14 protein-coding genes are annotated in these 12,880 nt (G+C 67.1%); 7 read left to right on the top strand and 7 right to left on the bottom strand.

Annotated elements, in window-relative coordinates:
- Positions 1-201: 201 nt before the first annotated feature.
- The 6 genes from QYS60_RS00405 to QYS60_RS00380 form a co-directional block, all read right to left on the bottom strand.
- Complete coding sequence (locus QYS60_RS00405) at positions 202-609, bottom strand: four-helix bundle copper-binding protein (RefSeq protein WP_371382097.1); 408 nt, start codon at positions 607-609, stop codon at positions 202-204.
- Between the two features lie 129 nt (positions 610-738).
- Positions 739-1,638, bottom strand: coding sequence for a potassium channel family protein (locus QYS60_RS00400; RefSeq protein WP_371382096.1), 900 nt, complete (start codon positions 1,636-1,638; stop codon positions 739-741).
- On the bottom strand, positions 1,623-2,999 hold the full coding sequence (locus tag QYS60_RS00395) for a DUF2254 domain-containing protein (protein ID WP_371382095.1): 1,377 nt from the start codon (positions 2,997-2,999) through the stop codon (positions 1,623-1,625). The genes QYS60_RS00400 and QYS60_RS00395 overlap by 16 nt, the downstream gene beginning before the upstream one ends.
- Before the next feature lie 7 nt (positions 3,000-3,006).
- The gene (locus tag QYS60_RS00390; protein ID WP_371382094.1) at positions 3,007-3,564 is read right to left on the bottom strand and encodes a DUF421 domain-containing protein; all 558 of its coding nucleotides are present in this window, start codon (positions 3,562-3,564) and stop codon (positions 3,007-3,009) included.
- Between the two features lie 56 nt (positions 3,565-3,620).
- Positions 3,621-4,853 (bottom strand): cation:proton antiporter, encoded by a 1,233-nt coding sequence (locus QYS60_RS00385; RefSeq protein WP_371382093.1) that lies wholly within the window; start codon positions 4,851-4,853, stop codon positions 3,621-3,623.
- A 30-nt stretch (positions 4,854-4,883) separates the two neighbouring features.
- On the bottom strand, positions 4,884-6,368 hold the full coding sequence (locus QYS60_RS00380; RefSeq protein ID WP_289381554.1) for a PAS domain S-box protein: 1,485 nt from the start codon (positions 6,366-6,368) through the stop codon (positions 4,884-4,886).
- 154 nt (positions 6,369-6,522) lie between these two features.
- Here QYS60_RS00380 and QYS60_RS00375 point away from each other — a divergent pair, with 154 nt between their 5' ends.
- The 7 genes from QYS60_RS00375 (at position 6,523) to QYS60_RS00345 (ending at position 12,233) form a co-directional block, all read left to right on the top strand.
- Positions 6,523-7,707 carry an acyl-CoA dehydrogenase family protein gene (locus tag QYS60_RS00375; protein ID WP_371382092.1) on the top strand — a complete coding sequence of 395 codons (1,185 nt, stop codon included), beginning with the start codon at positions 6,523-6,525 and terminating at the stop codon, positions 7,705-7,707.
- Positions 7,708-7,759: 52 nt separating this feature from the next.
- The gene (locus QYS60_RS00370; protein WP_003934820.1) at positions 7,760-8,122 is read left to right on the top strand and encodes a hypothetical protein; all 363 of its coding nucleotides are present in this window, start codon (positions 7,760-7,762) and stop codon (positions 8,120-8,122) included.
- Between the two features lie 3 nt (positions 8,123-8,125).
- The gene (locus QYS60_RS00365; RefSeq protein WP_003934821.1) at positions 8,126-8,665 is read left to right on the top strand and encodes a nuclear transport factor 2 family protein; all 540 of its coding nucleotides are present in this window, start codon (positions 8,126-8,128) and stop codon (positions 8,663-8,665) included.
- 1 nt (position 8,666) lies between these two features.
- A complete protein-coding gene (locus tag QYS60_RS00360; protein ID WP_371382091.1) occupies positions 8,667-9,947 on the top strand; it encodes a Rieske 2Fe-2S domain-containing protein in 1,281 nt (426 codons plus the stop codon).
- The gene (locus tag QYS60_RS00355) at positions 9,940-10,443 is read left to right on the top strand and encodes an aromatic-ring-hydroxylating dioxygenase subunit beta (RefSeq protein ID WP_371382090.1); all 504 of its coding nucleotides are present in this window, start codon (positions 9,940-9,942) and stop codon (positions 10,441-10,443) included. Before QYS60_RS00360 ends, QYS60_RS00355 begins: the two co-directional genes overlap by 8 nt.
- Before the next feature lie 9 nt (positions 10,444-10,452).
- The gene (locus QYS60_RS00350; RefSeq protein ID WP_371382089.1) at positions 10,453-11,211 is read left to right on the top strand and encodes an SDR family NAD(P)-dependent oxidoreductase; all 759 of its coding nucleotides are present in this window, start codon (positions 10,453-10,455) and stop codon (positions 11,209-11,211) included.
- Between the two features lie 71 nt (positions 11,212-11,282).
- Positions 11,283-12,233 (top strand): 2Fe-2S iron-sulfur cluster-binding protein, encoded by a 951-nt coding sequence (locus QYS60_RS00345; protein WP_371382088.1) that lies wholly within the window; start codon positions 11,283-11,285, stop codon positions 12,231-12,233.
- On the opposite strand, the gene QYS60_RS00340 is transcribed toward QYS60_RS00345, so the two are convergent.
- Positions 12,227-12,877, bottom strand: a complete 651-nt coding sequence (locus tag QYS60_RS00340; RefSeq protein WP_003934826.1) for a response regulator transcription factor — start codon at positions 12,875-12,877, stop codon at positions 12,227-12,229. The two genes, QYS60_RS00345 and QYS60_RS00340, sit on opposite strands and share 7 nt — an antisense overlap.
- Between the last annotated feature and the right edge of the window lie 3 nt (positions 12,878-12,880).

Below are 12,880 nucleotides of genomic sequence, written 5' to 3'. Positions count from 1 at the left end.
CGGAGTGCGCCGGCAATTGTGAGCCGCGAGTAACCCACAGTGACGAAACCGAGTTGCAGGGCGTCTGCAACGCATTGACCATCAAGGTCGAGATCGGTTCGCCGCTGGGTGAATTCACATTCCGGGAAGTAGCTCCACGCGGTACGAAAAGACGACGCGGTCGCCGATGTGGGACACGCGGCGACCGCTGACTGCCGGTGCTCAGCCCAAGGAACCGATCAGGTCCCGGCAGGCCTGTTCGCATCGCCGGCACGCCGCTGCGCACGTCTTGCAATGCACGTGGTGGGAGGCGTGCTGGGCGCACTCGTCCCCGCAGGACTTGCACGCCGCCGCGCAGGTCTCGAGCACCGAACGGGTCAGGTCGGCGTCGTAGCCGGTATGGCGCGACAGGACCCGCCCCGTGGTTTCGCAGATGTCGGCGCAATCCAGATCGGTGCGGATGCACTTGATCAACTCGGCCACCGAGTCCTCGCTCAGGCAGGCATCGGCGCAGGCGGTGCACGCCTGCGCGCATTCGATACACGCCTCGATGCACGCGGTGAGCTTGCCGGTGTCGATACCGCCGAGGTCCTTCGGGTAGCTGTCGAGCATGGTCGCTGCAGTGCTCATGGGTTTCCTTTCGTCGAACCGGACCACCAGAGCTGCACGCTCCGGTACGAACTCGCGTACCCACGAGCGTGCGGGACGACACGAGACGCATGATTCGCTTTTCGGCCGATTCGGTTGCGGGGAGTCCTGCTACATGGCGCTCACCGGTTGATGCCGGTGGTCGGCAGCGAAACGGTCACAGATCTCGTCGACGGTTCCGCCGGTGTGGAGGAACCCGGCATCCAGACGCCGGGCGAGACGACGGGTCTGTTCGTCGAGGATCGCCGCGGCCCGGCGGACCTCGATCGCGGACGACCCGGCGCCCGCGGCCGCGAGTCGCGGTGCGTACGACAGAGCGGCGGCGAGCGAGAGGTCTGCGTCGGATTCGCGGAAGAAGTAGGTCTCGCCGTACTGCATCAGGTCCAGTTCGCTCGTGGTCAGCGCCTCGGTGACCGAGTCGAGCCACTGCACGGCGATGCTCGCCTCCGCGGCGGGAAGGATCTGTTCGGTGCCGGTGGCCGCCAGAAGCACGAGCCGGCGGGCAGTGGCGCGGCGACGGCTCAGCGCCGGATAGATCTGCAGCACCCAGGAAATCGCCGCAGTGAACAGCACGAACCCCATCAGAGCCTGCAACGGAATCAGCAGTCGCAGCGCCGGATAGGCTGGTGTGATGTCCCCGAAGCCGAGGGTGCCGACGGTCACCAGGGACAGATACAGCGCCATGACCGGGTCCGACGCGGCCGACGGGCGCAGCGCACTGGCGAAGTAGAATCCGTCGGGCATGTGCGGCAGGTAGATCAGGGCCCAGCCGAGCACGATCATCGTCGCCCACGCCCCGGCGGTGACGACGAGTCCGACCGGCCCGACCGAACCCAGCAGCCGCCGTCGCCGCCCGAGGTGGTGCGCCCCACGCCACAGGACCACGAACACCCCCCGGCAGATCGTGCCCAATCCCCGGGGATGCCACAACGTCACGAAGATGTCCCGCAGCGCCCCGACGATCAGCGCCGCACCCACCATGCTCGAGATCCAGATCATGATGTCTGCCATCGTCCTTCGAGGGCGTCGCCTACCTGCCCGGTGAGCTCGTCGAAGTGCCCACGCGTCGCGGTACCGTGGCCCGGGATGTGCTCCCGCAGGCGCCCGAGCTGGTCGGTGATCGCCGCACGCTGCTGCGCAGTGGTGGCCTTCCATGCCAGCTCCCGCAGCATCGACAGCAACGCGTCCAGCACCGCCGGATCGTCGGCGCCGTAGAGCCGCGGCTGAGTGCACACCAGATCCAGCAGTTCGGCGAAGGTCGGTCGCGCCAGCACCACCCGGACCCGGCCGTGCTCGTCGCACAGGGGGTACGGGCCGAGGCGAAGGTCGAGCAGGTCGCCCAGGACCGCGGTGCACGAGACCAGTCCGTGCACCGCGGTGGTCGGATCGTTGATGCCGGGCGAGAGAGCCCGCACCACCACATCGGTCAACTGCCGCAGCCCGTACCCGATGTCCTGGACGGCGGTGCGTTCGCTGCCGGTGCGCAGCGCACCGCGCACCCGCTCGCACAGCCTTCGGGCCTCGTCCTCGGCCGGGGGCTGCGGACGCAGGGACCACCACGATGCGACCGGCGTGCCCGCCAGAACCGGACTGCCCACCGGCCGGCTCACCCACACCACCGCCTCTGCCTGCTCGGCCGCCGCGAGCAGCGCGTGCTCGTCGAGCTCGACCAGGAATCCGGACGAGGCCGCCTCGACGTAGTGCGGGCTCGGCGGGGGGACGGGCAGCGTGGGCCGATCCTGCCGATCCGCAGGCAGCAACCTCGCAGCGGTCTCGCAGGTGTCGGCGCGCACCTGTTCGAGCACGGCCTCGACGCGGATCTGCCGGACCAGATGCCCGAGGAACAGCACGAGTGCGAGGACGCTGATGACCGCGAGCAGGTACGCCGTCGTGACCGCCAGCTGGGGGACGAAGGCACTGTCGTCGGTGTCGCTGCGGACCGTGCGCAGCACGGTCAGCGCGTAGACGAACGTCGCGAGGAACAGTCCCAGGGTGCGTTGGACGACCCGGTCGGCGGCGAAGGTGCGCAGCAGCCGCGGCGAGTACTGACTGCTGGCCAGCTGCAGGGTCACCAGGGTCAGCGAGAACGTCAGCGAGGTGACGGTGATCAGCGACCCGGCGATCGCACTGAGCACCTCGCGGGCGGCGTCGGCACCACCACCGAACAGGTACCCCGCCACCGTCGGTGGCAGCCGGTCGTCGACGGCGGCGTCGAGCTCGGGCATGCCGATGCCGGCCAGCACGGCCAGCAGCACCGCAGCTGCCGGGACCGGCCACAGCCGCGAACGTATCGCTTCGACGAACACTTGCCGGCGTTTCAGCGCAGCCCCGATCGGTCCCTGTCGTGTCCGGGTCCGAGAGTCGCCGGTCATCGCAGGCTCACTCGGTGCCGTCGGCGCTCGTCGGTTTCCGGACAGAGGCGCGGCGGCCGGGGCGGGTCACATCCTGCAGTGCCGACCCGTCCCCGAACTGTTCGCGACCGATCACACTCAGACTGCCGTCCGTCTCCAGCACCACGGCCGCAACCCGGCTGACATCCCCGGTGCCGGTTGCACGGATCGCCTGACGGACCTCTCCTGGGCTGATCCGCTGCTGCGCCAGCGCCGAATCCAGCACGGTGCCGTGGTCGACGAGGATCGCGGGCCGGGCGGTGAGCACGGCGCGGCTCCGGGGCCAGCGGGACGACACGGTCGCAACGATGTACTGCAGGGCGGCCAGCAGGATCAAGGCCACGGCGCCCTCGGCCCAGGCCACGTCGGAGCTGAGCAGGATCGTCGCCAGTGTCGACCCCAGCGCGACGGTGACGACCAGGTCGAACGCGTTGAGCTTGGCCAAGGTTCGTTTGCCGGACACCCTCAGCACGATCACCAGAGCGACGTAGGCCGCCGAGCCCACCAGCAGTACCCGCGCAATTTCCGACCATGTCTCGAACCACATCTCCTGCGAATACCCCGGGAACGGCCCGGCAATCACACTCGGAACCGGGGCGGCGCTCACCGGTGCCGCTCGGGGGACCGCGCCGCCGGAGCCGTGGCCCGCCGGTACAGCACCCGGCCCGCCACCGCCGTGACACCGAAAACCACCGTGCTCGCCGCCAGCACCAGCGACCCCGCCGCCAGCACCGTCTCGTTTGCGCCCATCCGCTCGGCCTCGAGGGTCAGATAGAACAGCGCCGACACCCCGATGGGACCGAACCACCCCAGATACAGCCCGTCCGGCAGCGCCAAGCGCAGCGGCCGGCGCAACAACAGCAGGATCGGCACCCGGCGCAACGTCAGCACCGCCACCACCAGACCTATCCCCGCCCAGCCGAGTTCGGCCCACTGCGGCCAGGGCAGCGCCGCCCCCAGCAGGACGAACAGCGGCAACACCGCGAAGCGGTTGATTGCCTCGTCGATCGGTACCTCAGCCGTCCGCTCGCTGCCGGTACTGGTGAGGTTGAATGCCAGTCCGCCGACGAACACCGCCAGCACCCCGTCGACATGGATCAATCCGGCGACACCCAGAATGCCCAGCGCGATCACGACGGTGAAGAACAGTGCCGGCGCCGGATCGGTCGCCCCGTACCTCTCCCCCCAGCGCAGGGCCCGGCCACCAGCCCATCCGCTCGCGGCCCCTATCAGCACCGCTCCGGCCACCTGCCACAGCGACTCCAGTGCCGCCGTGCCCGCTCCCATGCCTCCGGCGACGGCGACCGCGGCCAGCACCAATGGCAACGCCAAACCGTCGTTCGCCCCGGACTCGAGCGAGAGAACCTGCCGATTCCGGGCGGGCAGATCCTCCTCGGCCGCCTCTCCGGTGACGACGTTCGAGGCGAGAACCGGGTCCGTCGGGCACAGGGCCGCGCCCAGCAGCACGGCCGTGGCCAGGGGCATGGACAGCAACGCCCACCCCACTCCTGCGGTGACAGCCGCCATCACCGGCATCGCTACAGCCAGCAACACGGCGACGGGACGCCATTGCCGGCGCACGTCCGTCATCGGGTAACGCAGCGCCACCGCCATCACCGATACCGCCAGCAGGATCCGGCTCGCCTCGTGCAACAACCCCTGCTCGACCGTCAACGCCGGCAGGGAGAGTACGTCGAGGACGTACGGTCCGAGCAGCACACCCGCCGCAAGCCCGAGCAGAGGTTCGGATACCGGAAGACGGCGCATCTTTGCCGACAACGCCGCTACACCGACGCCCAGCACCCCGACGGTGGCGAGAACGATGTCGATGCTCATGCGTTCAGAGTTGCCCGGAGACCGGCACTGTCAATCCTCTCCGGATTCGGAGATGGGCAGGCACATCCGGACCTCGGTGCCGTGCGGGTCGTTCGGCAGATAGCGGATGCTGCCCCCGTGGCGCTCGACGATGTGCTCCGAGATGATCAGACCGATTCCGGAACTGTCCTGTTTGGCGGAGAACGCCCCGGACGCCAGCCGATTTCCCGAGGCATCGTCGTCCATGCCCCGTCCCTGGTCGAAGACGGAGACACAGGCCCACTCCCCCCGTCGAGCCGTCCGGACGGTCAGCTCCTTGACGGCGGTCGAGGGCAACACGATCTCGTCGATCGCGTTGAAGCAGAGGTTGATGACCACCTGCCCGATGAGCACGCTCTCGCCTTCGACCGGCAACGGCGAACGAGACCTGTCGAGCGAGATGTGCACCCCCCGCTCAGCTGCCCGCAGACGTACGAAGTACAGGCTCTCGTCAACCGTCTCGTTGAGGTCGATGGCTGTCTTGGTGCTCTCGATCCGCCGCACGTAGCGTTTCACGGAGGACACGATCTCCGCCGCCCGGCGGAGCTGCTTCGCTATCCTGTCCAGCCCGTAGCGCAGGGCCTCGGGGTCGAGAGATCGGTCGGAGATCCGTGCCTCGAGACCGCTCAGGTAATTCGTCGAGGCCGCGAGGGGCTGCCCGAGTTCGTGAGCGAGGATCATGGCCATGTCCCCCATCGCGTTGTACCGGCTGAGGTACTGGAGATTGGCCTCCTGATACGCGTGACGGCGTTCCCACTCCACCCGATCCGTGACGTCACGGATGGTCAGCACCCGGGACGTCATTCCGTCGTGCACCACGGCCTCGAGGAAGCCGGACAGCCAGGTGGTGCTCCCGTCGCTCTTCTCGATCTCCTGCATGATGCCCACCGGTCCTGCCGCCGCGTCCAGTTTGGCCACGACGGGCTCGGCGGTCAGCCGGGGCTCGCACCGGCCCAGATCCTCCAGATACACCCCGGACAGTTCGTCCGGGGTTCTGCCGAACAGCTGGGCCGCGAGCGGCGAGATGTCTTCGATGCAGTTCGTCTCGTCGAGCACCACGATGCCCGCCGACGTGTGCGTCATGATCCGCTGCAGAGACTGCGATACCCAGCTGAGTTCCTCCTGCAGCTCCACTTCTTCCGCGATGTTGCGGAACTCGACCATCACGACCTGCCCGTCCTGGAACGTCAGGCGTGAGGCGACCGCATCGGCGAGGAAGTCCTGACCGTCCTTGGTCCGGTACTTCCACTGTCTGCGGCTCGAACCACGTACCACGGCGTCCTGGAGCCACGCCACCCCGACCGAGCGCCGGTACTGGCGCTCCTGGCTGCTCATGTGGTGAGCCTTCAGCGGTCGCAGTTCCTCGAGCGTGAAACCGAACATCCGGCACGCAGCGGGGTTGGCCCAGAGGATGTTCTTCGACGCCGCCTCGTGGATGAGGATCCCCGTCTCCGTCTTCTCCACCATTTCCTGGAAGTCGCGGCCTGTCGGGAACATCGATCCTCACTTCCGGGTGCCGTGACGGTTCATTGTCGCCCCACGATCGGCGGATCGACCATAGGGGATTGCTTTATGACCGGCGGAGTAAATCCCGATACCGCCTCGTCCGAACCTTTCCTAGCGTTCTCCTCAGCGCGACACGACGAGGTGGATGGAGACGACGATGGCGATCCGGAGCACGATGAATCCAGTGCAGGCCGCGACAGCGGGTCCCGCGCGGGAGAAGGCCTTCGAGGACGCTCTCGCCGTGTTGCGGGACCGGCGCGACGAGTTCAACCGGCAACGATTCGTACCGAAGGACTTCGTCGCGCTCCTCAAGCGCGCCGGGCTCTACCGCGCGTCGACCCCCGCACAGTTCGGTGGCGAACCGATGGCCCCCGCCTCCTTCATGAAGCAGGTCGAACGGATCTCCGCGGTGGATCCGGCGACCGGCTGGGTGGCAAGCTTCGGGTCCTCACTCGTGTACTTCGCGGCCCTGCCGGTCGAGACCCAGCAGAAGATCTACGCCGACGGCCCGGACGTCGCCTATGCGGGTGGGTTGTTCCCCATGCAGAAGGCCGAGAAGGTGGACGGCGGCTACGTGTGCAGCGGCCTCTGGCAGTTCGCCAGCGGATGCCTGGGCGCCGACATCCTCGGCATCGGCCTCGCCGGCGGTCCGGAAACGAACGGCAAGCCGCTGACCGCGCTCGTCGACCCCGCCGACGTGGAGATCGTGGAGAACTGGGACGTCGCCGGGATGAAGGCGACCGGATCGCACGCCGTGAAGGCCGACAGGCTCTTCGTCCCCGAGGAGATGACGTTCGTCCGCGGCGGCGCTCCCCGGATCGACGAGCCGCTCACCCGGTATCCGTCGCTCGCCTACGCGGCCCAGGTGCTGGCGGTGGTGACTCTCGGTGCCGCACGGGGAGCTCTGGACTACGCCCACGAGGTCGGAGCGGTGCGATCCAGCATCACCGGCGGTGACAGCAAGGGAAATCGTCCCGCGTACAAGAACGGGCTGGCCCGCGCCGAGGCCGATCTCCGCTCCGCTCGGGCCTTCTTCTACGAGATCACCGACGAGGTGTGGAACCTGGCGGTCCGCGGCGACGAGATCACCGGCGAACACACGGCCCTGCTCCGCCTGGGGGCGACCCAGGCTGCCCACGTCGGCCGCAACGTCGTGCTCGCCGCGTTCGATCTGGCCGGCACCGGGGCGATCTACGAGAGCCACCCGCTGCAGCGCTACCTGCGGGACGCACTCGTCCCGGCCCAGCACGCCATGCTCCAGACCAACACCTTCGAGGCGGCCGGAGCCGTCCTCCTGGGCCTCGAACCCGGCATTCCCAGCTTCCCCTGACCGGGACACGACCTTCGAGACCGGTTCCCGCCTTCCCAGCGAAAGGACGCCCATGACCGCCGAACCGTTGCGCACCCTGTTCTGCATCGGCAACAACCAGAACTTCTTCGATCTGCCGAAGGCCGAGATCGGCCCGGTGTGGGTCGGCATCTCCACCATGCTCTCCACGCTCGCGAACATGGACGGAGTCCAGGTCATCGGCACGTTCGACGACGACGCCCACATGGTCGGCCCGTCCGACGGCTGGCCCTGGACCTGCTACGTCCTGGCCGACGTGAAGGACCAGGAAACAGTCCGGGCCGCGTGCAACTTGTTGCGGACGACGATGATCGGCGAGTACGCCCTCTGGAAGTACTTCAAGATCGAGGCCCGCATGGGCCGGGAACTGACGATCCGCGCCGACGTCGCGGTCTGACCCGTGACCGGCACCGAGCAGCGCCTCGAGATCATCGAGGCGAAGGACGCCGTCCGTGACTGCATCGCTCGCTACCTGGACCTGTGCGATGTGCCCGGACCACTGCAGAGCCCCGAGCAGCTCGGTGTCCTGTTCACCGACGACGCGACCTGGGAAGGATTGGGCCCGGAGTACGCCGACAAGTTCGGGATCGCCCGTGGGCGAGACGAAGTCGTGGCTCTCGTGTCCCGGTACCTGCCGCCGGCCGACCACTTCCTCCGCAACGTGCACCTCCTCGGCAGCGAGCAGATCCGTCTCGACGGCAACCGTGCGAGCGGGCAGTGGATCATGCAGCAGTTGTCGCTCCGTTCGACGGGAACGGCCGAACTTCTCTGCGCCCGGCTCACGATCGACTTCGACCTCGACCGGGCACCCGGAGGTGCGACGGCCCGCATGAGCCGATTCTGCACCCGGCGGATGTTCGCCGCGCCGCTGCCGACCGACGCGATGGCCCACCTGATCCAGGGCGACCGCCCGAGCTTTCACTTCACGAACGAAGGATGACATGACGACGACAGAAGAACCCACCGCACGCACCTACGCGGACCTCGTCGAGAAGGACCGGGTCGCGGGCCGGCTGTACACCGACCCGGACATCTTCCAGGAGGAGATGAAGAGGATCTTCTACAAGACCTGGGTATGGGTGGCACATGAGAGCGAGATCCCGGAGGCGGGTTCGTTCAAGACCACCCAGGTCGGCGATCAGCCGGTCATCGTGACCCGGGATCGCAAGGGCAACTTCAACACCCTGCTGAACCGGTGCCGGCATCGCGGTGCGACGGTGTGCGATCAGCGCAGTGGCAAAGCCAACGGCTTCACGTGCCCGTACCACAACTGGTCCTACGCACTCGACGGACGACTCCGCGGCATTCCCTACCCGGACGGATACGAGGGCGTCGTCGACAAGAGGGACTTCCCGCTCCAGACCCTGCGTACCGAGAGCTACCTGGGAATGATCTGGGCAACGTTCGACCAGGACATCGAGCCCCTCGAGGACTTCCTCGGGGACGCCAAGATCTGGATGGAGCGCTTCTTCAAGCAGAGCAACGGTTTTCCGACCAAGGTGATCGGAGTTCACAAGTTTCGATTCAAGGGGAACTGGAAGATCCAGCTCGAGAACACCACGGACGGCTACCACTTCCCGATGGTGCACAAGTCCTGGATGGCCTCGGTCGATGCCGAGACTGCGGACATGATGTCGTTCATGGACGACCCCACGGCCGAGACCCACGCCCTCGGCAACGGGCACAGCGTCGCGATCATGGCCGCAGCCCACGCGGATCTCGACGTCGACGACGGCACCGAGGAGATTCAGCCTCGCTTCCAGCACCTGGTCGACGAGCTCGCCGCCGCGGGCGAAAGTCCCGAACGGATCCGGCGCTACATGCGTTCCATGCACGGTTGCGGTTTCAATCTCAACACTTTCCCGAACGTCGCGATGTCGTCGTCGTTCTTCCGTGTCCTCATCCCCCTCTCCGTCGACGAGACCGAGATCTGGCACATGGCACTGGGAATGGATGGTGGGCCCGAGAGCATCAACCGCGAGCGGCTGAGGATCCACGAGCACTTCCAGGGCCCGTTCGGTTTCGGTAGCCCCGACGACGCCGAGGGGTGGATCCGGGTGCAGATCGGCGCCGGCGGCAATCCGAACATGCCGATCCTCGTCAACCGCGGCGAGGGACGCGAGTACACGACCGAAGAAGGCTGGCCCACCTCGCATGTCACCGACGAGACGGGCATGCGGGAGGCCTACGCGATGTGGAAGAAGATGATGAGCAATGACTGAGACCCTGGCGATGTCGACCCTGACGGACTCCCGCACCCTCCGCGCCATCGAGCTCGTCTGGAGGGAAGCACAAGTCCTCGATGCCAAGGACTATCGGACCTGGGAGCAGATGTACACGGACGAGGCTCTCTACGTGATACCCATCGATCCGCACACCGAAAACTTCGCCGCGGGCCTGAACATGGTCTACGACGACAAGCGCATGCGGCACCTGCGCGTCGAGCGGATGATGCAGGGCTATTCGCCTTCTGCGGTGGCCGCGGCCCGGACCGTACGCATCGTCTCCCGGTTCACCGTGGAGGAGGTCACCGACACGTCGGTCACCCTCCGGTCGGCTCAGATCCTCAATGCCTTCAAGCGCAACGAGTTCACGACCGTCGGCGCCGAACTGACCCACCGGATCGCTCTCGGGGAGGACAGGGACGCAATCGCTCTCAAGGTCGTGCGGCTCATCGACAGCGAGGACGCGGTCAGCGCCTCGGGTTACCTGCTCTAGGGGGCCGATGTGATCTCTCAGTCCACCGACCCCGGCATCGCCGTCGTCACCGGCGCAGCCGGAGGTATGGGTGCGGCGATTGCCCGGAAGCTCCACCGCGACGGTAGACGGGTTCTGCTCACCGACATCGACACGGCCGGTGCCGAAGCCCTCGCAGCGGAGCTGTCCGGCGACGGGTCCACCGCACGTGGCCTCGAGCTCGACGTCAGCCGCAAGGACGGGTTCGAGGTAGCTCTGGCGACCTGCCGGCAGATCTGGGGCACCCCCACGATCGTCGTCAACAACGCCGCCGTCACGCAGGCAGCGGATCTGATGAACCTGGCGGAGGCGGACTTCACGAGCGTCCTCACGACGAACGTGAACAGCATCTTCTTCGGTTGCCAGGTGTTCGGTGCGGCAATGGCCGACCAGGGATTCGGACGGATCGTCAACATGGCGTCGCTCGCCGGCCAGAACGGCGGGACGGCAACCGGGGGCCACTACGCGGCGTCCAAGGGAGCGATCCTGACCACCACCAAGGTCTTCGCGCGCGAACTGGCCGGCCGGGGAGTGACCGTCAACGCGATCTCTCCCGGCCCGCACGACCTCCCGGTCGTGCGCGCGACGGTGCCCCCCGACAGGCTCGAAGGTATCGTCGCCGGTATCCCTGTGGGACGCTTGGGGAATCCGTCGTTCGTTGCCGACATGGTCGGGCTGCTCACCTCGGACGACGCCTACTTCGTCACCGGCGCCTGCTGGGACGTCAACGGCGGACTGTATCTCCGCTGACCGGATTCCTCCCGTCCGGGAGGGTCCGGCCGGCGCTTTCCGTCCGGAGAAATTCACGAGGAGAAACGGCCATGGCACTCATCGACGTCACCGTCGCCGAGATCGTTCAGGAATCACCCACCGTCAGATCGTTCACGCTGACGAAGACCGACGGATCCCCACTGGGCACGTATCGGCCTGGTGCGCACATCGACGTCGTCGGACCCACGTCGATCACCCGTCAGTACTCGCTCTTCAGTACACCCGATGCGCAGGATTCGTTCGCCTTCGCGGTCAAGCGTGAGCAGAACTCCCGCGGCGGTTCGGCTGCTCTGCACGAGCTGCAGGTGGGCGACGCTCTCCGGATCAGCCCTCCACGGAACCTGCTGAGCATCGCGACGGACGCCACGCACCACGTCCTGGTCGCGGCCGGCATCGGCATCACACCGATGCTGAGCATGGCACGCTACATGGACGTCCACGGCATCAGCTTCGAATTGCACTACTTCGCTCGCAGCGAGGCGGAAGCCGCCTTCCTTCCGCTGCTGCGCGAGCGCTGTCCCGACAGGCTCCACGCCCATCTCGGGGTGGGCCGAGACGAGCAGGACGAGATCCTCGGGAGCATCTTTGCGGGAGCGGACCCCGGAACCCATGTGTACACGTGCGGACCCGACGGGTTCATGACCAAGGTCGTTGCGCTCGCGAGCCGGCACGTCCCGGCCGAGTCGATCCACCTCGAGAACTTCCACGCGACCGAACAGCCGGATGCGTCCGAGAACTCCCCGTTCGAGGTGGAACTGGAAGGCGAGACCTACCGGGTCCCGGCCGACCGGAGCATCGTCGAGGTGCTGCAGGAGAACGGCTGCGACGTGGACACATCCTGCCAGGAGGGTATCTGCGGTACCTGCATCATGCAGGTGGTCGCAGGGACTCCGGTCCACCGGGACAACGTTCTCACGCAGGCCGAGAAGGAGTCCGGCGAGCTCATGGCGGTCTGCGTCTCGCGGGCCGCGGGCGAGCGTCTGGTGCTGGACTACTACTGATCCTCGACCGGCACGTCCACCCCGTACCGGAGCACGTCCCGTACGAGGGTGCTGATGCTGTCGGCGTCGGTCTTGCTCTTGATGCGGGCGCGATGGACGTCGACGGTCTTCACGCTCATGCCGAGCTTGCGGGCGATGTTCTGGCTGGGCAGACCTTCGACCACGAGCGCCAGGATCTGGCGCTCACGCGGGGTGAGGGACGCGACCTTGCTCCGCACCGATTCTCGCAGTACGTGATCGGTGAAGCGGAGACGAGCCTTCTCCACCCCGGCCTGCACGGCGTCCAGCAGTCGTTGCGGATCGTAGGGCTTCTCCAGGAAGTCCAGGGCGCCCGCCTTCAGGGTGGAGACGGACATCCGGATGTCACCGTGGGCGGAGACGAAGATGATCGCGACGTGCGGTGCGAACTCGTTGAGCTTCTCCTGCAACCGCGTCCCACTCATGTGGGGCATGCGCACATCGAGGACGATGCAGGCCGGCCGGCTGCCGTCGTAGGCGTTCAGGAACTGCTCACCGCTGTGGCAGATCACCGGTCTGATCCCGATGCTCTCCAGCAACCAGTCGACGGATTCGCATACTTCGAAGTCGTCGTCGACCACGTACACCGTCGTCTCGGCTCGGAGGTCTTCCGCACTCTCCGCCATGGC

Source organism: Rhodococcus sp. GXMU-t2271, from assembly GCF_041414735.1.
GTDB classification, from domain to species: Bacteria; Actinomycetota; Actinomycetes; order Mycobacteriales; family Mycobacteriaceae; genus Rhodococcus; species Rhodococcus indonesiensis.
This window is presented reverse-complemented; position numbering and strand designations above follow the sequence as displayed.

Bases quoted from the DNA above. Each gene is read 5' to 3' on its own strand.
- QYS60_RS00385 (WP_371382093.1), bottom strand. From the start codon at position 4,853: ATGAGCATCGACATCGTTCTCGCCACCGTCGGGGTGCTGGGCGTCGGT.
- QYS60_RS00375 (WP_371382092.1), top strand. From the start codon at position 6,523: ATGGAGACGACGATGGCGATCCGGAGCACGATGAATCCAGTGCAGGCC.
- QYS60_RS00400 (WP_371382096.1), bottom strand. From the start codon at position 1,638: ATGGCAGACATCATGATCTGGATCTCGAGCATGGTGGGTGCGGCGCTG.
- QYS60_RS00395 (WP_371382095.1), bottom strand. From the start codon at position 2,999: ATGACCGGCGACTCTCGGACCCGGACACGACAGGGACCGATCGGGGCT.
- QYS60_RS00370 (WP_003934820.1), top strand. From the start codon at position 7,760: ATGACCGCCGAACCGTTGCGCACCCTGTTCTGCATCGGCAACAACCAG.
- QYS60_RS00340 (WP_003934826.1), bottom strand. From the start codon at position 12,877: ATGGCGGAGAGTGCGGAAGACCTCCGAGCCGAGACGACGGTGTACGTG.
- QYS60_RS00355 (WP_371382090.1), top strand. From the start codon at position 9,940: ATGACTGAGACCCTGGCGATGTCGACCCTGACGGACTCCCGCACCCTC.
- QYS60_RS00380 (WP_289381554.1), bottom strand. From the start codon at position 6,368: ATGTTCCCGACAGGCCGCGACTTCCAGGAAATGGTGGAGAAGACGGAG.
- QYS60_RS00390 (WP_371382094.1), bottom strand. From the start codon at position 3,564: ATGTGGTTCGAGACATGGTCGGAAATTGCGCGGGTACTGCTGGTGGGC.
- QYS60_RS00345 (WP_371382088.1), top strand. From the start codon at position 11,283: ATGGCACTCATCGACGTCACCGTCGCCGAGATCGTTCAGGAATCACCC.
- QYS60_RS00405 (WP_371382097.1), bottom strand. From the start codon at position 609: ATGAGCACTGCAGCGACCATGCTCGACAGCTACCCGAAGGACCTCGGC.
- QYS60_RS00360 (WP_371382091.1), top strand. From the start codon at position 8,667: ATGACGACGACAGAAGAACCCACCGCACGCACCTACGCGGACCTCGTC.